Raw genomic sequence first — 22217 nt, forward strand, 5'->3', positions numbered from 1 at the left:
AAGGAAAAGCCCGGTCTCATTTAGAAACACGGGCACACTTATTAAAGAACCTTACTCAGGAAATTTCGGGCTCTTTCCGTTTTAGGATCTACAAAAAATTCGGAGGGAGCAGCGTCTTCTACAAGTGAACCTCCATCCAGGAAAAGAACCCTGTCCGCCACCTCTTTCGCAAACCCCATTTCATGGGTCACGATGATCATCGTCATCCCTGTATGCGCGAGGTCCTTCATAACATCCAGCACTTCTTTTACCATTTCAGGATCCAGGGCAGAGGTCGGTTCATCAAACAGCATGACTTGCGGATTCATCGCCAGCGCCCTTGCAATGGCCACCCTCTGCTTCTGTCCGCCGGACAAGCGGCTCGGATATTCATGTGCTTTTTCACTCAAGCCTACTTTCCCGAGAAGTTCCATCGCTTTTTCTTCTGCCTCTTTTTTAGGTATTTTTTTAATGGTCATCGGGGCATACGTCAGATTCTGCAGAACGGTTTTATGAGGGAATAAATGAAAATGCTGAAAGACCATCCCGAGATTCTGGCGGATTTTATTGATGTTTGCTTTTCGATTTACACTCTGGCCGCCGATTTCAATCTCTCCGCTAGTCGGCACCTCAAGGAAATTGAGACATCTTAAGAAAGTGGATTTCCCTGACCCGGAAGGTCCGATGACCGCCACTACGTCCCCCTTCCCAATGGAAACGGAAATATCATGCAGTACTTCATTTTTTCCGAATGATTTATGCAGCTTGTCCACTTTAATCACTTTGTCTCAGTCTCCTTTCAACAAACTTGCCGGCCAATGTAAGAATCATGACCAGGATGTAATAGATCAAACCTGCAACGAGAATCGGTTCGAAAAACCGGTACGTATCGCCTCCCACCTGGTAGGCCCTCCTCATAACATCCTGAAGGGCAATGACCGTAACAATGGCAGATTCTTTCGTCAAAGTAATAAATTCATTCATTAAAGCAGGCAGAATATTCTTGAATGCCTGCGGAAGGATGATGTCTTTCATCATCTGATTGTATGGCACTCCGAGCGCCATGGAAGCTTCCCGCTGTCCTTTATCCACCGCCATGATTCCTGCACGGATGACTTCTGATATGTAAGCCCCTGAATTAAGGGTGAAGGCGGCAACACCGGCCCAATACGGATCGATGGGTCCGATAAACTGCGGCAGGCCATAGTAAATCAGGAGAAGCTGGAGTACGAGCGGGGTTCCCCTGAAAATGGAGGTGTAAAAGTCAGCTAACCAGTTCAGCGGCCTGATCGGGCTTATTTTAAAAAGGGCAAGAATGATCGCCCAGATAAAACCGAGCAGCGCGGACATGGATACGAGTTTTAATGTTACTTCAAGTCCCCCGATGATATAGGGGATCGAACCGGATATTGCCCCGAAGTCAATATTCATAGCGCAGCTCCTTTCTGGATTTCATAAGAAACGTTCAACTAATCACAGTTGAACGTTCCGGATATTATTTTGAAGCCGTTTCTTTTTCAAACCATTTCACAACAAGCTTTTCAAGTTCCCCGTTTTCCTTCATCTCATTCAGTGCTTTGTTAAATTCTTCTGTGTACTTGCTTCCCTTTTGAAACGCGATGGCAGAACCTGCTTCTTCCTCGCTTGTATCCAGAGTGAAGCCTTCAAGCTCCTTATCCTTTTCGAAGTAGCCTTTTGCAACGGTATCTTCAATGATGGCTGCATCGAGACGCTTTGTTTTAAGTTCCTGTACAAGCTCGGGAATCCGGTTGCGGTTTTCAACCGTAACATCTACTTCCTCGGCAATTTTCTCCGCTTCGCCCTCCTGGATGGAACCAAGCTGAACGCCAAGCTTTTTGCCTTTCAGGTCTTCAACGGTTTTGATCCCGCTTCCTTTAGGAGATACAATCATGTGCTTCGCTGTGTAGTAAATGTCTGTAAAATCAACGTTCTTTTTCCGTTCTGCAGTCGGGGTCATGCCTGCCATGACCATGTCTACCTGTTTACCCTGCAGTGCAGCGATCAGTCCATTGAAATCCATGTCCTGTACCTGTACTTCATACCCCAGCTTTTCGCCGAGTGCCTTGGCAAGGTCTACGTCAAAACCAATGATTTCATCACTTTTCGCTGTGTCTTTGTACTCAAACGGCGGATAATCAGCTGATGTTGCCATCTTTAATACTTTTTTTCCGCTTTCTCCGTCTCCGGATGCTTCTTCTGCCGTACCGCAGGCAGCCAGCGCAAAAACCATCATCAAGCTGATCGCGAGCAACAACCATTTTTTCATTTTTTATTTCCCCCTATAATTTTGTAAAGTTAAAAATATTCTAAATTTAATAAAATTATGTCCTATTATTCATAATTTATCAAGAACTTTTTAACTAATAAATATGCGATATCCTGTATTTTAACACAATCTTATATTTATGCAATAAAACTAGTAAAAATAATTTTTGTTAATAATTTATTATTCTTAGAGAATGCTTTACTCAAGGTGTTAAACATAAAAAAAGACCCCCTGCCAGGGAGTCCGTTTGATAATAAATATGCATACTTCCTTATAATTCTTCGCAGTGCTTTTCAAAAGCGTCCTGCAATTTGCTCACAACGGCCATCGGCTCGTGACCTTCAATTTCATGGCGCTCGACCATCGCGGCCAGCTGTCCGTCTTTGATCAGGGCAAAAGATGGGGAGGACGGCGGATAGCCGGTGAAAAATTCACGAGCTCTTGCTGTCGCCTCTTTATCCTGTCCGGCAAATACAGTTACGAGACGGTCAGGACGTTTGTCGTAGTGCACAGAGTGGGCCGCAGCGGGTCTTGCGATGCCGCCTGCACATCCGCAGACGGAATTAACCATTACAAGCGTAGTGCCTTCCTGCTTGAACGTTTCTTCTACCTGTTCAGGTGTTGTAAGCTCCGTATAGCCGGCAGACGTGATCTCCTGCCTCGCCTGGCGAACGACGTCATTCATGAATAAGTTAAAATCTATGTTCATATCATTCTCTCCTTTGACCGGATCGCATCCCGGTATTCAGTGGTGCTATTCTTATTTTACCAATCTTGGCACGGTTTCGGCAAACAGGCCGTTTCAGTTTTTGTTATTAAGAAAGGTGTCGACCAGCTCTTTGACGAGAGCTGAAACCGGCGCTCTTTCTTCAGCTATATCCTGCTCTGCTTTCTTCAGCTGCCGGTCCACCTCCGGATTTTCATAAAACGCATGCAGCAGTTCGGTTTTTATGCTCTCGTGCAGCCATTCCTTGTGCTGGAGGCGTCTCCTTGATTCGAAAAGACCGGATTCTTTCGTGTGATTCCGGAATGCCGCGACGGATGACCAGATTTCTTCGATCCCTGTTTCCTGCAGAGCGCTCGCAGCAGCTGCTTTCGTTGTCCAGCCCTCCGTATAAGGCTTCAGAAAATGAAGCATCGTATTGTATTCCTGCACCGCCTTCCTGGCTGCGGGCAGGTTATCGCCGTCCGCTTTATTCACGACCACTAAATCGGGTAGCTCCATGATCCCCTTTTTCATCGTCTGGAGCTCGTCCCCTGCTCCTGTAAGAACGAGGAGCAGAAAGAAATCCACCATCCCGCGGACGAGAAATTCCCCTTGTCCGACCCCCATCGTTTCGATCAGAATCACATCGAATCCCGCCGCCTCGCATAGCAGCATCGTTTCTCTTGTCTTCCTGCTGACACCGCCGAGTGTACCGCTTGAGGGAGTAGGGCGGATAAAGGCAGAGGGATGAACAGAGAGCCTTTCCATTCTCGTCTTGTCTCCGAGAATGCTGCCTTTGGAAACATGGCTTGTCGGGTCGACAGCGAGAACCGCTACTTTATGGCCCCTGCTGCATAAGAACATGCCAAAGGTGTCGATAAACGTGCTTTTTCCTGCTCCGGGAACACCCGTTATGCCAATTCGGACAGACGGAGTACGCTTAGTAATGACCTTTTCGAGGAGAAGCTGTGCTGCATCAAAATGCCTTTTCGCCCCGCTTTCCACAAGCGTGATCGCCTGGGCGAGCGTCTTCCTGTCCCCGTTGAGGATTCCTGCTGCAAGAAAATCCGCATCGATCGGGACCGGATCTGCTTTCCTCTTCTTCATATCTCTTCCTTCACGTCCTCATATCCGAGAACGTCATAAAGTTTGTCAAGGACCTTCATGGCTGCAGCCGGAATCACCGTGCCGGGCCCGAAAATCGCTGCCGCTCCGTTTTCTTTTAAAAATTCATAGTCTCCGTATGGAATAACGCCCCCGATAATGATCAGGATATCCTCACGTCCAAGCTTGGCAAGCTCCGCTTTAAGCTTGGGAAGAAGCGTCTTATGGCCGGCGGCAAGCGAACTCATCCCGACCACATGCACATCGTTTTCCACAGCCTGTGCCGCTGTTTCGGCAGGAGTCTGGAAAAGCGGGCCGATATCCACGTCAAATCCCAGGTCCGCAAAAGCAGTGGCGATGACTTTGGCTCCGCGGTCATGGCCATCCTGCCCCATCTTGGCGATCAGGATCCGCGGTCTCCGTCCTTCATGCTCCTGAAATTCATCAGCGGCCTTTCTGACTGCTTCAATCTCTTCCGTGCTGGAATATTCAGAGCTGTATACACCGCTTACTGAGCGGATAACAGCCTGATGCCTCTTTGCAACCCGCTCCACCGCATAAGAGATCTCCCCGAGTGTCGCTCTGTTCCGGGCTGCCTCAACAGCGAGCTCCAATAAGTTCCCTTCTCCGGTTTCCGCTGCCGCGGTAATCGCATTCAGTGATTCCTGCAATCGTGTTTCATCCCGGCCTGCTTTTAACCTTTCAAGCCTCTCGATCTGCTTTTTTCGTACTTCTGTATTGTCAATATTGAGGACATCGAGCTCGTCTTCCTTCTCTAGCCTGAACCGGTTCACACCAACGATCGTCTCTTTGCCTGAATCGATCCTCGCCTGCCTTCTTGCCGCCGCTTCCTCGATTCTCATTTTCGGAAGACCGGTTTCGATCGCTTTTGCCATCCCGCCCAGCTCCTCAACCTCTTCAATCAGAGCCCATGCCCGATCCATCAAGTCATTTGTCAGCGACTCGACATAATAGGAGCCTCCCCATGGATCGATCACACGGCAGATGCCCGTTTCCTCTTGAAGGTAGAGCTGAGTATTTCTCGCGATTCTCGCACTGAAATCAGTCGGCAGGGCGATCGCTTCGTCCAGAGCATTCGTGTGCAGGGACTGAGTGTGGCCCATTGCAGCAGCATGGGCTTCGATGCACGTCCGGGCAACATTATTGAATGGATCCTGTTCGGTCAGGCTCCAGCCTGACGTCTGTGAATGTGTTCGGAGAGCGAGTGATTTTGGGTTTTTCGGTTGGAACGGACTCATGAGTTCAGCCCACATTCTTCTCGCTGCCCTCATTTTTGCCACTTCCATAAAATAGTTCATGCCGATTGCCCAGAAAAAGGACAGCCTCGGAGCGAACGCGTCGATATCAAGGCCTGCCTTCAGACCCGCACGCACATATTCAAGCCCATCTGCGAGTGTATAGGCAAGCTCAATATCATTCGGTGCCCCAGCCTCCTGCATATGGTAGCCCGAGATGCTGATGCTGTTAAATTTCGGCATGTGTTCGGATGTAAATGTAAAAATATCACCGATGATTCGCATCGACATTTCAGGAGGATAGATGTAGGTGTTCCTCACCATGTATTCTTTCAAAATATCATTCTGAATCGTTCCGGCAAGCTTCTCTTTCGGAACTCCCTGCTCCTCTGCAGCCACTATATAGAAGGCCATTACTGGAAGCACTGCGCCGTTCATCGTCATGGATACACTCATCTCATCGAGCGGGATCCCGTCGAAAAGAATTTTCATATCGAGGATGGAATCAATGGCCACACCGGCTTTTCCGACATCTCCCTCCACTCTCGGGTGGTCCGAATCGTAGCCGCGGTGGGTAGCCAGGTCAAATGCGATCGAAAGCCCTTTTTGCCCCATCGCCAGATTCCGCCTGTAAAACGCGTTGCTTTCCTCAGCAGTGGAAAAACCGGCATACTGGCGGATTGTCCATGGCCTGTTCACATACATTGTGGCATAAGGTCCTCTTAAAAAAGGAGCGATGCCAGGGTAAGAATCCTGAAGATCTGCTGTGTCATCCTTACTGTACCATTGCTTCAAAGAAATCTTTTCGTTCGTTTGAAATACTTCCTCCGCTGCTGTGCCTGAGGCAGGTGCCTCCTTCTGCAAATGTGCACGTGTCAGTTTCACTCGTTCCATCAGCTCTGCACCCCCATCTTCCGCTGCAGGTTTTCTAAAAAAGTAAACCTGTCCATTCCAGCTGTCAGTTCCTCGGCCGGGAACACATGCTCAGCTGGCTGCCTGCCCGTGACGTACAGACCGCTGCCTGCCCGGCCGGCAAGCTCTCCAATTTGTTCAGCATATGCCCGGTAGCTTTCATCGCTTCCGCATAAAAAGATGGGAGCATGAAAATCGACAGCATCATCCGCTATCACCTTTCCGTCTATACCGCCAGAAGCCAGAAGTCCTGTCAGAAAATCCAGCCGCGGTTTGTACTGCTTTAACAGTCCGTAAGTGATTATTTGGACTTGCGGCACCGACCCGGTCCGGTCCTTGAATGCCTGCGCGAAGCCTCTTAATCTCTCAAATCCTTCCGCAAGTCTGGCCGCATGAAAAAAAGGTTTCCCTTTCTGTCTATATCCTTCAGGCTGTATACCAGCGACCATCTCCTGAAATTCCGATGCCGGCCATTCACCTGGAGCTCGCTTTGGCACCTGATGCTGGATCCGGTCCTCCGGATTGCTGTAAAAATTAACACCAATCATCTTGCCGGTTTGCCGGTTCAGTTCTTTCTGCCTGCTTTCCGCCATTCCGGACAGCTCGTTTTGAAAATATCCATCCTCCAGGGCTGCAGCAAAACCGCCTGCATTTTCGATATCCAGAACTTTATTCCAGGCTGCCTCTGCAAGCTCCTGGGTCAGCTTTTCGATATACCAAGAGCCGCCTCCGGGATCATTCACTTTCGATAAAAGACTCTCTTCACTTAAAAGATAGTGAATGTTTCGGGCGATCCGTTCAGAAAAAGCTGATCCCCCACTTTCCGCATCATGCGGCAGAACCGAAAGCACATCCGCGTTGCCGATCACTGCTGAAAAAGCCTCCGTGGCGGTGCGCAGCAGATTGACATGAGGATCTAACAAAGACTTATTATATGAAGAGGTACTTGTGTGAATCAGACATCTCCCCGCTTCCTTATCCGCTTCGAATGCAGAAGCAACAGAGCTCCAGAGCAGCCTCGCCGCCCTTAGCTTCGCGATTTCCATAAAAAAATCTGAACCTGAAGAGAAACTGAAGGCCGCTTTCTCTGCATGGTCCTGGACCGACCGGCCATTATACTTGATCCAATTCAAGTAATCTGCAGCCTTTGCAAAGGTGAAAGCAAGCTCCTGTACCGCATTAGCCCCTGCCTCATGAAACAGTTCTCCTTTAAAGAGGAGGGATTTCCGGTTTCCGCAAACATCGGCGAAATCAGCTGTCCAATTTAAAACCTGCCGGAAATCATCCGGTTTGATGCTTCCGTGCATAAGTGCATCATAAGGGTCACAGCCTGCAGCTCCTTCCCCAAGTTCTGATGCAGCTTTCGCAAATTCCGGCATCAGGCGGGGGGCAGCTTCAAAATCCATCCAGAAATACAGACCGCTCTCCTTTATGGCTGAAAGGAGGGTTTTGAAGTCTTCCTTCGACTGAACCGCAGTGAAGGACGACAGCGAAAAAGCGTTTAATCCCTCTTCTGCTGCCGAAGAAATGGCATTGGCAAGCTCTTCGGCAGTGGCGCAGCGGTCCAGAGGCTGGGCAGCTTTCCACATCGCAATGGTTTCTTTTGATCCCCTCGTATAAGGGAAGATGCCGGGGTCTGACCGATGTATAGAATCACTTTTTGTATAAAGCGGTTTCAGCTTAATGTTTTCAATTGTTTTTACAGCCAGTGTATCTGCCGTCTTTCCTTTAAGCGCTTTTTCAACAGCACTCAGCCATTCCTCTTCCGTGCTCTCCTGAAACGGCGGCTGTTTCTTTGAATTCCTGCTCATCCCTGTTTAGGCCCCCTTAAAGAATGCGTTTACATTTATGTATAAAAAATAAGTCCCTTCCCCTTCTTTATTGTATTATAACTGATTGCATCCATCAATCCGGGCTGTGGTTTTTGCAGAGAGGACCGGTGGTATACTAAAAGAAGAGTGAATCTGTAGAAAAAGGACGATCGCCATGAAAAAATCATTGCTCATTATTAACGGACATGCAGGACAAAAGAACACAGAAAAAAATCTGCAGATCACGGCACCGGCGCTTGCAGCCGCATATCCTCAGCTTCTCATCCTGCAGACAGAAAAACCGCACGATGCCAAACGGTTCTGCGAGCAATACGGCGAAGAGATGGATGCCGTCTATATTCTTGGCGGAGATGGAACGGTCCATGAATGCATCAATGGTCTGGCAGGCCTTGAACGCAGGCCTGCAGTCGGAATTCTCCCTGGAGGCACATGCAATGATTTTGCCAGAACGCTCGGCATCCCTCTCAATCTAAAAGATGCCGTTCAAGCTCTCTCAAACGGGCAGAAAAGAAAAATTGATGTGCTGAAAACAAATGAACATTACTTCCTCAATTTCTGGGGAATCGGCTTGATTACCGAAACCTCCACAAATATAGTAGACACAGAAAAAGCGATGCTCGGTAAAATCAGCTATTTTTTAAGTGCTTTCAGAACCGTGCAGAAAATGGAACCATTCGACGTACGGATACAGGCTGACAGCAATCATTACGAAGGAAAAGCTGTCATGGTCGTTGCCGCAAACGGAGGGTTTATCGGCACAAACTCCCTCCCTTATACCGGGATTCTGCCGGACGACGGAAAAGCAGACCTGTTTATCTTAAAGGATACAAACCTTGCTGCAATCCGGGAGCTGTTATCAATGAAGGATTCTTCCCAATGGGACAACAGCACTTCAGACCTGCTCCATTACACAGCAAAGCAAATCGAAATCACAACAGACCATCCTATGAAGGCAGACACGGACGGAGAAGTGTACTCAGGTACACCCGAACAGATTACCGTACTCAATCAACATATGGAGTTTTTAGTGCCGGAAAACAAATAAGGATGTTTGGAGAGGTGTACAGCAGGTGTGACAGAGGTTGGATGGAGAATCATTATTTGACATTATAATTGATCAATTCGACAGTGTAAATGTGTTATTCGACATCATAGTTGAGCAATTCGACAGCATAAAAGTGCTATTCGACAATTTAGCGAAGCTATTCGGCACCCAGCTAGTAGAGGGCATCCGGAATGATGCCGCATCAGCCTAATTCATCATCCAAGACAAGAAGTTCTCTCACACAAAAAAGGAAGGCTGCCGTCGGCGCCTTCCTTTTTTCTTAATAAACGGATGTATTCTCTTTTGAGATGTTTTCAAGGATTTCTTTCACGCGTGCAAGGAACCGGCCACAAACGAGCCCGTCGAGTACGCGATGATCGAGGGAAAGACAAAGGTTGACCATGTCTCTGACTGCGATCATGCCGTTGTTCATGACGACCGGACGTTTGACGATAGACTCGACCTGCAGGATGGCTGCCTGCGGGTAATTGATGATGCCCATCGATTGGACCGAACCGAAGGAGCCGGTGTTGTTAACCGTGAATGTTCCACCCTTCATGTCATCTGATCCCAGCTTGCCGCTCCGCACTTTGCCGGCAAGCTCGGTGATTTCCCGGGCGATGCCTTTGATGGTTTTCTCATCCGCCTGCTTGATGACCGGTACGAACAAGGCGTCGTCCGTGGCAACGGCGATGGAAAGGTTGATGTCTTTTTTCTGAATGATCTTGTCTCCCGCCCACATGGAATTCATTTGCGGGAATTCCTTTAAGGCCTGGGAAACAGCTTTTACAAAGAAGGCGAAGAAGGTCAAATTAAAGCCTTCTTTCTTCTTAAACTCATCTTTTATGGACCCCCTGTATTCCACCAGGTTCGTGACATCCACTTCGACCATAGTCCATGCATGCGGCGCTTCGTGCTTGCTTCTCAGCATATTGGCAGCAATGGCTTTCCGCACTCCCGTGAGTGGAATTTCAATATCTCCAGGTGTTGCAGATGGCGCGGCAGCTTGCTGCTTTTTAGGCTCCTGAGCGGCAGGCTGCTCCTGCTTGGCCTGAACCGGTTCCGGCTGTGCTGCCTTTTTGGTCTCTGATCCGGCCTTCGGTGCAGAGCCGCTGTCAATCAGCTGCTGCAGGTCTTTTCTCGTAATTCTGCCGCCGGCTCCCGACCCGTTTACCTGCTCAAGATCAATTCCATTGTCTTGGGCGAGGCGAAGGACGGCTGGCGAGTACCGTTTCTTGGCAGATTGGTCAGAATCAGCTTCTGACGGGTCTGTACCCGCTCCTGCTGCCGGCTCTTCTTGTGAAGGAGGCGTTGCTGTTTCTTGCGCACCGCCGCCATCCACTTCCACCTTGCAGATCACCTGGCCAACTTCCAGTGTGTCACCCTCTTCGGCAGAGAGTTCTTTAATGATGCCTGTAAATGAAGAAGGTACTTCTGCATTTACTTTATCCGTCATCACTTCAGCAATCGGATCGTATTTGTTTACATGATCCCCGACCGATACGAGCCATTTGCTGATGGTCCCTTCTGTTACACTTTCCCCAAGCTGGGGCATGGTCATTTGTTCCATTCCCATTATCGGCACTCCTTTTTTAATCGATTCGCCTTAAAATTCTGCAAGCTTTCTCATGGACGCTTCCACTTTATCCGGATTCACCATAAAATACTTTTCCATCGTAGGAGCGTACGGCATGGCTGGCACATCCGGCCCGGCAAGTCTCATAACAGGCGCATCAAGGTCAAACAGGCAGTTTTCTGCGATAATGGCTGACACTTCACTCATGATGCTGCCCTCTTTGTTATCCTCTGTCAAAAGCAGGACTTTGCCTGTTTTTGAAGCAGCTTCCATAATCGCCTCTTTGTCGAGCGGGTAGACGGTCCGCAAATCGAGAATGTGGACGGAAATGCCGTCCTGGGCAAGCCGCTCAGCGGCCTGCAGGGCAAAATGGACGCACAGTCCGTAAGTGATGACCGTGATATCCTCCCCTTCTCTTTTCACATCCGCCTTGCCGATCGGCAGAACGTAATCATCCGCCGGCACTTCTCCTTTAATCAGACGGTAGGCCCGTTTATGCTCGAAAAAGAGGACCGGATCTTCATCCCGGATGGCTGCTTTTAAGAGACCTTTTACATCGTACGGAGTAGAAGGCATCACAATTTTCAGGCCGGGAGTATTGGCAAAAAGAGCTTCAACGGACTGGGAGTGGTACAGAGCACCGTGAACTCCCCCGCCATATGGTGCACGGATGACAATCGGACAGCTCCAGTCATTGTTCGAACGATACCTGATTTTTGCTGCTTCCGATACGATCTGGTTCACGGCTGGCATGATAAAATCGGCAAACTGCATTTCAGCGATCGGTCTCATCCCGTACATTGCCGCCCCGATTCCAACTCCGGCAATCGCGGATTCGGCAAGCGGTGTGTCAATGACGCGTTCTTCCCCGAACTGATCGTACAAGCCGAAGGTCGCTTTGAATACGCCGCCTTTTTTTCCTACATCTTCCCCTAATACAAAGACCTTCTCATCGCGTTCCATTTCTTCGCGCATTGCCATCGTAACAGCATCTATATAAGATATAACGGCCATTTTGTCTCCTCCTTACTCCGCATATACATGCTTAAGCGCTGACTCCGGATCTGCATAAGCAGCATTCTCGGCATAGTCTGTGGCTTCATTTATTGTCTTCATGATTTCAGCTTGAATCGTCTGGTCGATTTCTTCCGTCAGCACGCCGCAGCCCTTTAAATAATCAGCGAACTTTGCGTTCGGATCGTTTTTCTTCGCTTCCGCCACTTCTTCCTGCTCTCTGTAGCTCCGGTCATCATCATCACTGGAGTGAGGCGTCAGACGGTAGGAGATCGTTTCGATAAGAGTCGGACCCTCGCCGCGGCGGCCGCGGTCTGCCGCTTCTTTTACTGCTTTATACACTTCAAGCGGATCATTGCCATCAATCGTAAAGCCCGGCATGCCGTACCCGATGGCACGGTCAGACACATATTTGGCTGCTACCTGTTTTTCATACGGGACAGAGATGGCATATTTATTGTTTTCACACATAAAGATGACCGGAAGCTTATGTACGCCTGCGAAGTTCGCTCCTTCGTGAAAATCCCCCTGGTTGGAAGAGCCTTCTCCAAAAGTAACAAACGTGACGATGTCTTTTTTCTCCATTCTGCCTGCAAGGGCGATTCCAACTGCATGCGGAACCTGCGTTGTAACAGGAGAGGAGCCGGTAACGATCCGGTTCGATTTCTGTCCGAAATGGCCCGGCATCTGCCTGCCGCCTGAATTCGGGTCTTCCGCTTTGGCAAAACCGGAGAGCATCAAGTCTTTTGCTGTCATTCCAAAGGTGAGGACCACTCCCATATCACGGTAGTATGGAAGGACGTAGTCCTTTTCGCGGTCAAGGGCAAAGGCTGCACCGACTTGGGCGGCCTCCTGTCCCTGACAGGAAATCACGAACGGAATTTTCCCGGAACGGTTCAGCAGCCACATCCGTTCATCAATTTTTCTGGCCATAACCATGGTTTTATACATTTCAAGCACTTGTTCATCAGAGAGCCCAAGTGCGGCATGACGATTTTCAGCCATTGTAATCCCTCCTATTTGTTCAGCTGTGAATGGCATTGCCGTCTACAGCAAGAGCTGCTTCCCCTATTGCTTCAGACAATGTCGGGTGCGGATGAATCGTGCTTCCGACCTCCCATGGGGTTGCATCCAGGACACGGGCAAGTCCCGCTTCGGAAATCATATCCGTCACATGCGGGCCGATCATATGGACACCGAGAATGTCATCGGTGTTTTTGTCGGCTACAATTTTTACAAAACCATCCGACTCCCCAAACACGAGCGCTTTGCCGATCGCCCGGAACGAAAACTTGCCGGTCTTAACTTCATGCCCGTTTTTCTTCGCTTCTTCTTCCGTCAGTCCGACACTTGCTGCTTCCGGAGTGGAATAGATGCATTTGGAAACTAGGGAATAATCGATCGGCTCAGGGTTCAGACCTGTAATGTGCTCCACTGCTTTGATCCCTTCATGGGAAGCAACATGAGCGAGCTGAAGGCCTCCGTTTACATCACCGATCGCATAAATATGGGACTCCTTCGTTTGCATGTGCGCATTAACTTTGATAAAACCTTTTTCAACCACGATATCTGTGTTTTCAAGGCCTATCCCTTCAACGTTTGCCTGGCGCCCGACAGATACGAGCATTTTTTCCGCTTCAAAGGTTTGGCGGGAACCGTTTAGCTCCGCTTCTACTGACAGCCCATTGCCCTTCTGCAGCGTTTCAGGAAGCACCTTTGCACCGGTAATGACTTGAACGCCTTTTTTCTTCATCAGACGCTCCATTTCCTTGGAGATTTCAGCATCCTCCAAAGGGATAATCCGGTCTGCGAATTCCAGTACCGTAACCGCAACTCCAAAATCGGAGAGCATGGATGCCCATTCGATCCCGATCACGCCACCGCCGACGATGATTATCGATTTCGGCAGCTCTTCAAGTTTCAGCGCATGATCAGATGTCAGGACCGCCTCGCCGTCAGGCTCCAATCCCGGAAGCGAGCGTGGCCGTGAGCCTGTAGCGACAATCACATTTTTAGGAATGAGCATTTCATTCTCTGTGCCATCATTCATTTCTACTGAGATGGTTCCAGGCATCGGGGAAAAGATGGAGGGACCCAGAATTCTGCCAAGTCCTTCGTACACATCAATTTTTCCCTGCTTCATCAAATGCCGGACCCCTTTATGCAGCTGATCCACTATCCCCTGTTTGCGCTCCTGCACTTTCGTGAAGTTCAGCTCCACGCCTGAGACAGTAACCCCAAACTCTTCTGATTTTTTAGCCTGGGCATACACTTCCGCACTTCTTAAAAGTGCTTTGCTTGGAATGCAGCCGGCATGAAGGCATGTTCCGCCAAGGTTTCCTTTTTCCACGATGGCTGTTTTCAAGCCAAGCTGAGAGGCACGGATCGCTGCGACATATCCGCCTGTACCCCCTCCGACGATTACGAGGTCATATTCTGTTGCCATGATCTAACTCCCTCCTGCTATCCGAATATCTTAGCGGCTTTTAAGGCACCCGGGTATTCTTTTGCTGTTTCCTCTCCTGTCAGGACGCGGAGCGCCCCTTCAGCCAAAGCCTGCAGTTCATTTTCACCCGGGAAGATCAGCACGTCTGCAATCCAGTCAACATGGCTTGAAATAAGGGAAGTGAATCTTTTGCCGTGTGCGAGTCCTCCGGTCAGGACGATCGCATCGACCTTTCCTTTCAGTACTGCACTGGCGGCTCCAATCTCTTTCCCTACCTGATAAGCCATGGCTTCCATCACCAGTTTCGCCTTTTGATCTCCTGCTTCAATCATTTTTTCTGCTCTAACAGCATCATTTGTCCCGAGATATCCGACCATTCCGCCCTGCCCGACGAGTTTTTTCATGACCTCTTCACGGTAAAAGTCACCGGAGAAGCACATCGCGATTAAATCACCCGCAGGCACGGTTCCGGCACGCTCCGGACTGAATGGGCCGTCACCGTGCAGTCCGTTATTAACGTCCGTAACTTTTCCGTTTTTGTGAACGCCGACTGTGATCCCGCCGCCCATGTGGGTGACGATCAAGTTCATTTCTTCATACTTCTTCCCATGGAGGCCGGCTGCCTTTCTTGCCATTGCTTTTTGATTCAATGCATGAAAGATGCTTTTCCGCTCGATCGAAGGCATTCCGGAAATTTTAGCGATCGGCTCCATTTCATCTACAACGACCGGGTCTACTATAAAGGCCGGAATGTTCAGGCCGGAAGCGATTTCCCTGGCGATGATTCCCCCGAGGTTTGAAGCATGCTGTCCGGCATAACCCCGCTCAAGATCCTTGATCATCGGGCCGTTCACTTCGTACGTTCCGCCCTCGATCGGCCTCAGCAGTCCGCCTCTGCCGCATACGGCAGAGAGCTTGGAGATGTTGACCCCTTCTTCATCCATCGCTTCGAGAATGGTTTTTTTACGAAAAGACTGCTGGCTTATAATGGTGGGAAAGCTGCTTAATTCTCCCGTACTGTGTCTGATTGTTTTTTCAAAAATAGGCCGGCTGGAATCATAAACGCCGATTTTGGTCGAAGTGGATCCTGGGTTGATCACTAATATCCGATATTCTTTGTCTTGCAAAGGAAGATCCTCCGTTTCTGCTTAAACCAGGTTGTAAATTGCTTATCTGCGGCTTAAAATATGGTGTCCATTTTGCAGGAACTGGCTTCTTGAGTTCTTCATGCGGGCGATTCTTTCCTCTGCCAGACGGTCTGCTGCTTTATAAGTCGGGATGCGGTCGCGCTTCGCAATTTCAACGACGCTTTCAATGTTGCTGTAGATCCCTTCCACTTTTTTCAGAGCCCGGTCCCGGTTGTAGCCATACAGCTCATCCGCGACATTGATCACTCCACCTGCATTGATTACGTAATCAGGCGCATACACGATTCCCATTTCATGAATCGTGTCACCATGACGCGTTTCCTTCAGCTGGTTATTGGCTGCGCCGGCAATGACACGTGCCTTCAGCTGCGGAATGGTATCGTCATTGATGGTTGCCCCAAGTGCACATGGCGCATAAATATCACAATCCACACTATAAATTTCGTTTGGATCCACCGCTTTTGCCCCGAATTCTTCCACTGCCCGCTGAACAGCTTCTTTGTTGATATCCGTGACAATCAGCTGGGCGCCTTCTTCATTCAGATAACGGCACAGGTTGAAGGCAACGTTCCCGACTCCCTGTACAGCGATCACTTTCCCTTCAAGTGAGTCTGTTCCGAAAGCTTCTTTGGCTGCGGCCTTCATCCCTCTGTACACACCGAAAGCAGTGACAGGTGACGGATTCCCTGAAGAACCGAAGGCTGGAGATATTCCGGTTACAAAACTCGTTTCCTCATGAATAATATCCATATCGGCAACCGTTGTGCCAACGTCCTCTGCTGTAATGTATCTTCCGTTCAATCCTTGAATGTAACGGCCGAAAGCACGGAACATTTCTTCATTTTTATCTTTTCTCGGGTCTCCGATGATGACTGTTTTACCTCCGCCGAGGTTTAGGCCTGCTGCGGCATTTTTATAGGTCATGCCCCGTGCAAGGCGCAGTGCATCTTCTACTGCAGCTTCTTCTGAATCATAAGTCCACATGCGCGTCCCGCCCAGTGCCGGTCCGAGTGTTGTATCATGAATCGCAATAATCGCTTTTAGTCCGGATTGTTTATCCTGGCAGAATACGACCTGCTCGTAGTCATACATCTCCATATATTTAAAAAGTTCCATTGTGTTATCCTCCCTGGTTTATGTATTAGTTAGGCTGTGCAAATGGCCATGGCAAGCGAATACAGCTTGCTTTCAGCCGAATCTGACCTGCTCGTTAAAACAATTGGAGCGGAAGCCCCTGCAATTATTCCTCCAACCTTGCCCCCTGCAAAATAAATGAGGGATTTATAGAAGACGTTGCCCGCTTCCATATTCGGCATCAGCAGGATATCAGCCTGTCCGGCTACCTCTCCGCCTATCCCTTTATGCCGGGCAGCTTCAGTGGAGACCGCGATATCCAGCGCCATCGGTCCGTCAATCAGGCATCCTTTTATCTGGCCCCTCCGGTTCATCTGGGTGAGGCTTGCCGCATCCACAGTAGCCTGCATAGACGGATTCACCATTTCTACTGCAGCGACCGGAGCGACTTTAGGCAGGTCGACACCGAGCTTACTGGCGGCCCTGACTGCATTCGCCGTGATCTGAACCTTCTGCTGAAGATCAGGATTGATATTCATCGCAACGTCTGTAATAAAAATCAGGCGGTCATAGAGGGGCACTTCAAAAGCTGCTACATGAGACAAAATCTGTCCCGTCCGAAGTCCATACTCTTTATTCAGAACTTCTTTCATCAGGACTGCAGTAGGCAGGCTTCCTTTCATTAACACATCCGCTTCTTTCGCATGGACTGCCTGGACGGCGATCCGTGCGGCATCGGCAGGAGAACCTGCATGAACAATCTCAAGAGAGCTCCCGCTGATTTTTTTCTCCTCCAGAATGCGATAAATTCCGGCTTCGTCTCCAATAAGCAGAAAATCATGGATGCCGTACTCCATTGCCTGCCGGACCATCTCCGCAATTTCATAATCGTCTGCCGAAGCAACGGCTATTCTCTTTCTTTGCAAACCGGCGGCTTTTTCAAGAACTGTTTGTAACTTCATGCTTGATTCACCCTCTTTAGAAAATTCTGCGCCCGTTTTCTTACTAGCAAAAAGCGTGCCAGCACGAAAAGCCGGAGATACCAAGCTTTGTACAAATAAGAACTATGCATTTTTTTGCACACTTGCAATTTATTGCATGCTACTATTTGCAATGTTGTACTTTTCCATTTTATAGTACAAGCTTCTTAAACTGATCCCGAGGAATTTTGCCGTCTGCGTCCGATTATACCCGAAATCGGCAAGCGCCGCTTTGATGACATCCTGTTCCGTTTTCTCCACAGCCTCCGATAACGTCATTCCTGCTGAGGCCGGCTGGTGATCCGCTTCAGGCTTCTGCCGTTTTCGGGCTACAAAATCAGGAAGGTGTTCTTTTTTGATCACCCGCTCAGAAGGATGCATAAAAATCATCGCCCTCCCCAGGATGTTCTCAAATTCCCTGACGTTGCCCGGCCAATCATGCTCATATAAAACTTTCGCGGCCTCAGGGTCTGTTTCATCTATACTTTTTCCGTAATCCTGATTGATCTTGCGGATTAAATGGCTGCAGAGCGGCGCAATGTCCCCTTTTCTCTGCCGAAGCGGCGGAATAGAGATCGGATACCGGTTCAGCCGGTAATACAGATCTTCTCTGAACGTGCCGTCTGACATGGCTTTTTCTATTTTAATGTTAGTGGCTGCGATGACCCTGACATTTATGGACACAGGTTTTGTCCCGCCAACCCGGACGATCTCCTTCTCCTGCAGTACTCTTAGAAGCTTCGCCTGCATATGCGGGGAAAGCTCTCCGATTTCATCCAGAAAGATGCTCCCGTTATTCGCCTCTTCAAAAAACCCTTTTTTTCCGCCCCTTCTTGCACCGGAAAAAGCGCCATCTTCATAGCCGAAAAGCTCGCTCTCCAGCAGATTTTCGGCTATTGCCGCACAGTTCACACGGATAAATTTCCCGTATTTTCGATCGCTTTCATTATGTATAGCATGAGCGAACAGCTCTTTCCCGGTTCCCGACTCCCCCCGGAGCAGCACAGTAGCCGGTGTTCGTGCTCCAAGCTTCGCCTGTTCGATGGCAAGCTTCATTTCCTCGCTCTCTCCTATAATATCCTGAAAGGTATATTTCGCTTCCAGTGTCCGTATGATCTGGCGGGCCCTGTTCAGCTCAGCTGTCAGCGTTTTGATCTCTGATACATCGTGAATGACTCCAACACTTCCTTTGAGTTTGCCGTCTACAATGACAGGAGCAACATTCACGAGCACATCTTTGCTGCTGCTGCCGACCTTCATCCTTACTCCCCGTACAGGACGCCTTGTCTGGAGCACTTTTAAATGCATGCTTTCCCCCTCGGATATATCCGCTGTAGCAGGATGGCCGATAATTTCATTTTCCGCGAGCCCCGTCATCCTCGTATACGCAGGATTGACTAGAATGCCCCGGCCTTTCTCATCGACGACCGTTATCGCTTCATCAGAAGACTGGATAATTGCAGTAAGCATCGTCTGAACTTCCCGCAAGTTCGTCATTTCCTCAGCGAGCTGCTTCGCTTCTGTTATATCTTTAAACAAGGAGAGCGCCCCCCTCAACGTTCCATCCTCGTTCAGGATCGGGATTCTGGTCGCTATAATTTTCAGCCCGTTTTCTAGCAGCTGCTCCTGGTTGAACTCGGGTTCCCGGTTATAGAGCACTTCCGGAAGCCTGGTCGATGGAATCACCTCTCTTATTTTCTTTCCGAGAACGTGATTTCTCATGTAACCTGTCATATTTTCTGCCATTCTATTAAATAAAATAATGCTCTCATTGTCATCAATCACAATCATTCCATCATTGGTTGCATCAAAAATGGTCGTATATTTATTGGTTTGTTCCCGCAGCCTGGTGATCAGCTGTTCTTTTTCAGCGATCAGCCGGGAAATGATGAGAGCAGCCGAAGAAGGGATAAGAATGACCTTTTGCTGTTTGATCCGCACAAGCTCTTCCTGGACATCAGGGTCACCGGTCGCTTCAATGATGACATCAATTTCATCTGTCAGCAGCTGTTTCCAATCTGATCCCGTTTTAATTCCTTTGCTGCGGGCATATTCCATTCCCGGTGCATGCTGATTCAAGTCAGCAACAGCGGCGGCTTCCATTATCTTCGTTTCAACGATCATTTTCAGTAAAGCGGTCCCGCCTTCACCCGCTCCAATCAGCAGCACGTTTTGCATACCCATCCCCTTTTAGCATGAAAATTTTTTCAAGGTACCCAATTGAATTTGCAAAAAATTGCACAAATTCATCATAGCATACATTTTCACCTTGACAAATCTTTTTTAAAAGCAAAAAATATACTTATCCAAAGCGAATGGAAAGGGTTACAAAATGTCCAGAATACTAGCGCTGATCGTCGTTTTAATTCCTGGGGTGATGGCTGCTTACGGCATAAAACTGATGAGAGATCTTTTTTTCGGCATTCTGCAGCCGCCCATCCCTTCTCTACTCCTTCAGTTTCTGATAGGGCTCCTTCTTTTCCTGGGGGGACTCGGATTTGTGGCCGGGTTTATCTTCTACCGCGACAGGAAGCATAACAAGGTGCAGAAAAAATTCGTTAAACGCTGAAAAGCAGGCAATCCCTAAATAAGGAGTGCCTGCTTTTTTCGTCTGTTGACACCGAAAGCTGTCAGGATAAACTTTTTCGGATTTGCACTGCTTTTTCCGGAAAATCTGTAAAGAAAGCAGAGGTTTCCCATTCAATCAGCCTTTTCATATCCTCATCGCTGTTAACAGTAAAGGGTCTGACAGAAACGCTGCTTTCCCTCGATTGGCGGATCAGCTCATCCTTTACTGTCCGCAGCAGGGGATGAATAGCCTTTGCCCCGGCACGGCGCGCGTAATCGTTTGGCTTATAAATCCCATCACTGTATAAAAGCGCCGTCTCAATTCGCGGTTCAATCTTTAAAGCCTGAACCATGCTGCCATGATTGAACGATGAAAGGATGACTCTTTCATCCAGATCGAATTTTTTCACTAAAGCAATAACCTTCTCTTCCAAGCCGCTGTATTCAATAATGTTGTTTTTCAATTCAATATTTACAATAAAACGGGAATCACCGGAAGCAGCCCATTCCAGCACTTCTTCCAGCAGCGGAATCGGCGCCTTGCCCTTAAACTCCGGAAACTCTGCACTGGCATCCAGTAAAACAAGCTCTTCAGCCAGCTGGCTGTTCACATTGCCCGTTCCGCTTGTCGTACGGTCAAGTGTTTCATCATGAATCACGACCGGAATATGATCCTTCGTTAAATGCACATCCAATTCGATTCCATCTGCACCGGCATCTATGGCCTCCTGAAAAGAAATCATCGTGTTCTCCGGCATGGTTCCAGCTGATCCGCGGTGTCCAAATATTAGTGTCATTCCTTCACCTGCTTTCTGGTATTCGTCCTTTTTAGTGTATACCACTTTTAGGGGTAATAAAAACGGGTGTCAAGTCCCCCTTGCAGAATAACAAAATGACAATTCAAATAATGACGCGGCTTTCTGACAGGATGTCTATCGCAAAGATCCGGCACTTCAAAATTTGATTTTGAATTTGTGCAATTTAGGTAATTTATCTTGGGAATATTTTCTCAGTTTCGCAAAAAAGCCTGAGTGCCTTAACGGCAAATCAGGTGCAGCGGCAGCTCACTAAACAAAAAAAAACGGCAGCCTGTCCTTTTAGTGGGACAGGCTACCGTTCACTCTTCTATACCATTCAGCTGGCCATATGCTCCAATCGAAGCTTATCGGCAACCATCGCGATGAATTCGGAGTTGGTCGGCTTCGCTTTCGTCATGCTTACGGTGTAGCCGAACAGGGAAGAGATGGATTCAATGTTTCCGCGGCTCCATGCTACTTCAATCGCATGGCGGATTGCCCGCTCTACACGGCTTGCAGTGGTATTGTATTTTTTGGCGATATCCGGATAAAGAACCTTCGTGATGGAACCTAAAAGTTCGATATCGTTGTAGACCATCGAAATAGCTTCACGCAGGTAAAGGTACCCTTTAATATGAGCAGGTACACCAATCTCATGGATAATGCTAGTAATGTTCGCGTCCAGATTGCGTGTTTTATTTTCAGGTTTTGAGCTGAGGATGGAGTTGGATGAACGCTTCATGACCGGTGCTGCGTTGCCGCTTACCTGGCGGATGTGGCTTGCAAGGTTTTCCATGTCAAACGGCTTAAGGATGAAATAAGACGCGCCTAGATCAACCGCTTTTTTCGTAACGTCTTCCTGGCCGAAAGCAGTCAGCATGATTACATTCGGCTGTTTCTCCAGATTGAGGTCTCTGAGCTTTTCCAAAACGGCAAGCCCGTCCAAGTGCGGCATGATGATGTCAAGAACCAGCACATCCGGCTTCTTTTCTTCCAGCATTTGCAGACATTCCTGGCCATTATAAGCCACACCTTGCACTTCCATGTCATTCTGTCCGGAAATAAACTCTTCCAGAAGTCCTACCAATTCCCGGTTATCATCCACTATACACACTTTGATTTTATTCACCATTATTCCTCCCCAGTCTTCAATTCCCAAAATAGTGATGGTCATCTAAAAGAAGTTTTCGACAATCGTGAATAAAACCCTCTTATTTTTAGAAAAAAAACGGAAATTTAAATATATCTCTGTTTTTCTGCATTTTACTCACAATTTCGACTATATATGCAATTTGACTTTTTAATTTTCAGATAATGATGTCGAAAAATCTTTCTATGGATATTGTAACCAATCCAGACGGATAAATAAAGGGGAAAATCAAATTGTTGTGCCAGCGCCTGTGCAAGTCACCATCGACTGGGATTCGAGCCTTGGAAAAGATGGCATACGGCAACAGTACCTTGCTAAAACAGCATGCTTTGAAGAGATTTCT

20 protein-coding genes are annotated in these 22217 nt (G+C 48.5%); 3 read left to right on the forward strand and 17 right to left on the reverse strand.

Annotated elements, in window-relative coordinates; translation table 11 throughout:
* Positions 1–41: 41 nt before the first annotated feature.
* The 7 genes from GKZ89_RS02810 to GKZ89_RS02840 all read right to left on the reverse strand — a co-directional run bounded on the left by GKZ89_RS02810 (position 42) and on the right by GKZ89_RS02840 (position 8055).
* Positions 42–761 carry an ATP-binding cassette domain-containing protein gene (locus GKZ89_RS02810; protein ID WP_162356393.1) on the reverse strand — a complete coding sequence of 240 codons (720 nt, stop codon included), beginning with the start codon at positions 759–761 and terminating at the stop codon, positions 42–44.
* Positions 754–1410: an amino acid ABC transporter permease gene (locus GKZ89_RS02815; RefSeq protein ID WP_155110832.1), complete on the reverse strand. Its 657-nt coding sequence runs from the start codon at positions 1408–1410 to the stop codon at positions 754–756. Before GKZ89_RS02815 ends, GKZ89_RS02810 begins: the two co-directional genes overlap by 8 nt.
* 64 nt (positions 1411–1474) lie before the next feature.
* On the reverse strand, positions 1475–2266 hold the full coding sequence (locus tag GKZ89_RS02820) for a transporter substrate-binding domain-containing protein (protein ID WP_155110833.1): 792 nt from the start codon (positions 2264–2266) through the stop codon (positions 1475–1477).
* Between the two features lie 271 nt (positions 2267–2537).
* A complete protein-coding gene (locus GKZ89_RS02825; RefSeq protein ID WP_155110834.1) occupies positions 2538–2975 on the reverse strand; it encodes a BrxA/BrxB family bacilliredoxin in 438 nt (145 codons plus the stop codon).
* Positions 2976–3068: 93 nt separating this feature from the next.
* Entirely contained in the window at positions 3069–4079 is a 1011-nt protein-coding gene (meaB, locus tag GKZ89_RS02830; protein ID WP_155110835.1) for a methylmalonyl Co-A mutase-associated GTPase MeaB, read from the reverse strand.
* Positions 4076–6226, reverse strand: a complete 2151-nt coding sequence (scpA, locus tag GKZ89_RS02835; RefSeq protein ID WP_155110836.1) for a methylmalonyl-CoA mutase — start codon at positions 6224–6226, stop codon at positions 4076–4078. The genes meaB and scpA overlap by 4 nt, the downstream gene beginning before the upstream one ends.
* Complete coding sequence (locus GKZ89_RS02840; RefSeq protein WP_155110837.1) at positions 6226–8055, reverse strand: methylmalonyl-CoA mutase family protein; 1830 nt, start codon at positions 8053–8055, stop codon at positions 6226–6228. Before GKZ89_RS02840 ends, scpA begins: the two co-directional genes overlap by 1 nt.
* A 169-nt stretch (positions 8056–8224) precedes the next feature.
* Here GKZ89_RS02840 and GKZ89_RS02845 point away from each other — a divergent pair, with 169 nt between their 5' ends.
* Together GKZ89_RS02845 and GKZ89_RS02850 are read left to right on the forward strand one after the other, a co-directional pair.
* A complete protein-coding gene (locus GKZ89_RS02845; protein ID WP_162356447.1) occupies positions 8225–9121 on the forward strand; it encodes a YegS/Rv2252/BmrU family lipid kinase in 897 nt (298 codons plus the stop codon).
* A 37-nt stretch (positions 9122–9158) separates the two neighbouring features.
* Complete coding sequence (locus tag GKZ89_RS02850; protein ID WP_155110839.1) at positions 9159–9332, forward strand: hypothetical protein; 174 nt, start codon at positions 9159–9161, stop codon at positions 9330–9332.
* Positions 9333–9401: 69 nt separating this feature from the next.
* Here GKZ89_RS02850 and GKZ89_RS02855 read toward each other — a convergent pair whose 3' ends face one another.
* The 8 genes from GKZ89_RS02855 to GKZ89_RS02890 form a co-directional block, all read right to left on the reverse strand.
* The gene (locus GKZ89_RS02855; protein ID WP_155110840.1) at positions 9402–10697 is read right to left on the reverse strand and encodes a dihydrolipoamide acetyltransferase family protein; all 1296 of its coding nucleotides are present in this window, start codon (positions 10695–10697) and stop codon (positions 9402–9404) included.
* 30 nt (positions 10698–10727) lie between these two features.
* Complete coding sequence (locus tag GKZ89_RS02860; protein ID WP_155110841.1) at positions 10728–11711, reverse strand: alpha-ketoacid dehydrogenase subunit beta; 984 nt, start codon at positions 11709–11711, stop codon at positions 10728–10730.
* A 12-nt stretch (positions 11712–11723) separates the two neighbouring features.
* Complete coding sequence (locus GKZ89_RS02865; protein WP_155110842.1) at positions 11724–12716, reverse strand: thiamine pyrophosphate-dependent dehydrogenase E1 component subunit alpha; 993 nt, start codon at positions 12714–12716, stop codon at positions 11724–11726.
* Positions 12717–12735: 19 nt separating this feature from the next.
* Entirely contained in the window at positions 12736–14157 is a 1422-nt protein-coding gene (lpdA, locus tag GKZ89_RS02870) for a dihydrolipoyl dehydrogenase (protein ID WP_155110843.1), read from the reverse strand.
* Positions 14158–14174: 17 nt separating this feature from the next.
* Positions 14175–15284 (reverse strand): butyrate kinase, encoded by a 1110-nt coding sequence (buk, locus tag GKZ89_RS02875; protein ID WP_155110844.1) that lies wholly within the window; start codon positions 15282–15284, stop codon positions 14175–14177.
* A gap of 42 nt (positions 15285–15326) precedes the next feature.
* Positions 15327–16421, reverse strand: coding sequence for a branched-chain amino acid dehydrogenase (gene bcd, locus GKZ89_RS02880; protein ID WP_155110845.1), 1095 nt, complete (start codon positions 16419–16421; stop codon positions 15327–15329).
* A 29-nt stretch (positions 16422–16450) separates the two neighbouring features.
* A complete protein-coding gene (gene yqiS / locus GKZ89_RS02885) occupies positions 16451–17341 on the reverse strand; it encodes a phosphate butyryltransferase (protein ID WP_155110846.1) in 891 nt (296 codons plus the stop codon).
* A 129-nt stretch (positions 17342–17470) separates the two neighbouring features.
* A complete protein-coding gene (locus GKZ89_RS02890) occupies positions 17471–19537 on the reverse strand; it encodes a sigma-54 interaction domain-containing protein (protein ID WP_155110847.1) in 2067 nt (688 codons plus the stop codon).
* Between the two features lie 154 nt (positions 19538–19691).
* On the opposite strand from GKZ89_RS02890, the gene GKZ89_RS02895 reads away from it, so the two are divergent.
* Complete coding sequence (locus GKZ89_RS02895) at positions 19692–19928, forward strand: DUF2627 domain-containing protein (protein ID WP_155110848.1); 237 nt, start codon at positions 19692–19694, stop codon at positions 19926–19928.
* Between the two features lie 61 nt (positions 19929–19989).
* Here GKZ89_RS02895 and GKZ89_RS02900 read toward each other — a convergent pair whose 3' ends face one another.
* Positions 19990–20724 carry a glycerophosphodiester phosphodiesterase gene (locus GKZ89_RS02900; RefSeq protein ID WP_155110849.1) on the reverse strand — a complete coding sequence of 245 codons (735 nt, stop codon included), beginning with the start codon at positions 20722–20724 and terminating at the stop codon, positions 19990–19992.
* A gap of 337 nt (positions 20725–21061) precedes the next feature.
* The gene (gene spo0A, locus GKZ89_RS02905) at positions 21062–21853 is read right to left on the reverse strand and encodes a sporulation transcription factor Spo0A (RefSeq protein ID WP_162356395.1); all 792 of its coding nucleotides are present in this window, start codon (positions 21851–21853) and stop codon (positions 21062–21064) included.
* Positions 21854–22217: the final 364 nt, after the last annotated feature.

The sequence above is a fragment of the Metabacillus mangrovi genome (genome assembly GCF_009711125.1).
Taxonomy (GTDB): domain Bacteria; phylum Bacillota; class Bacilli; order Bacillales; family Bacillaceae; genus Metabacillus_B; species Metabacillus_B mangrovi.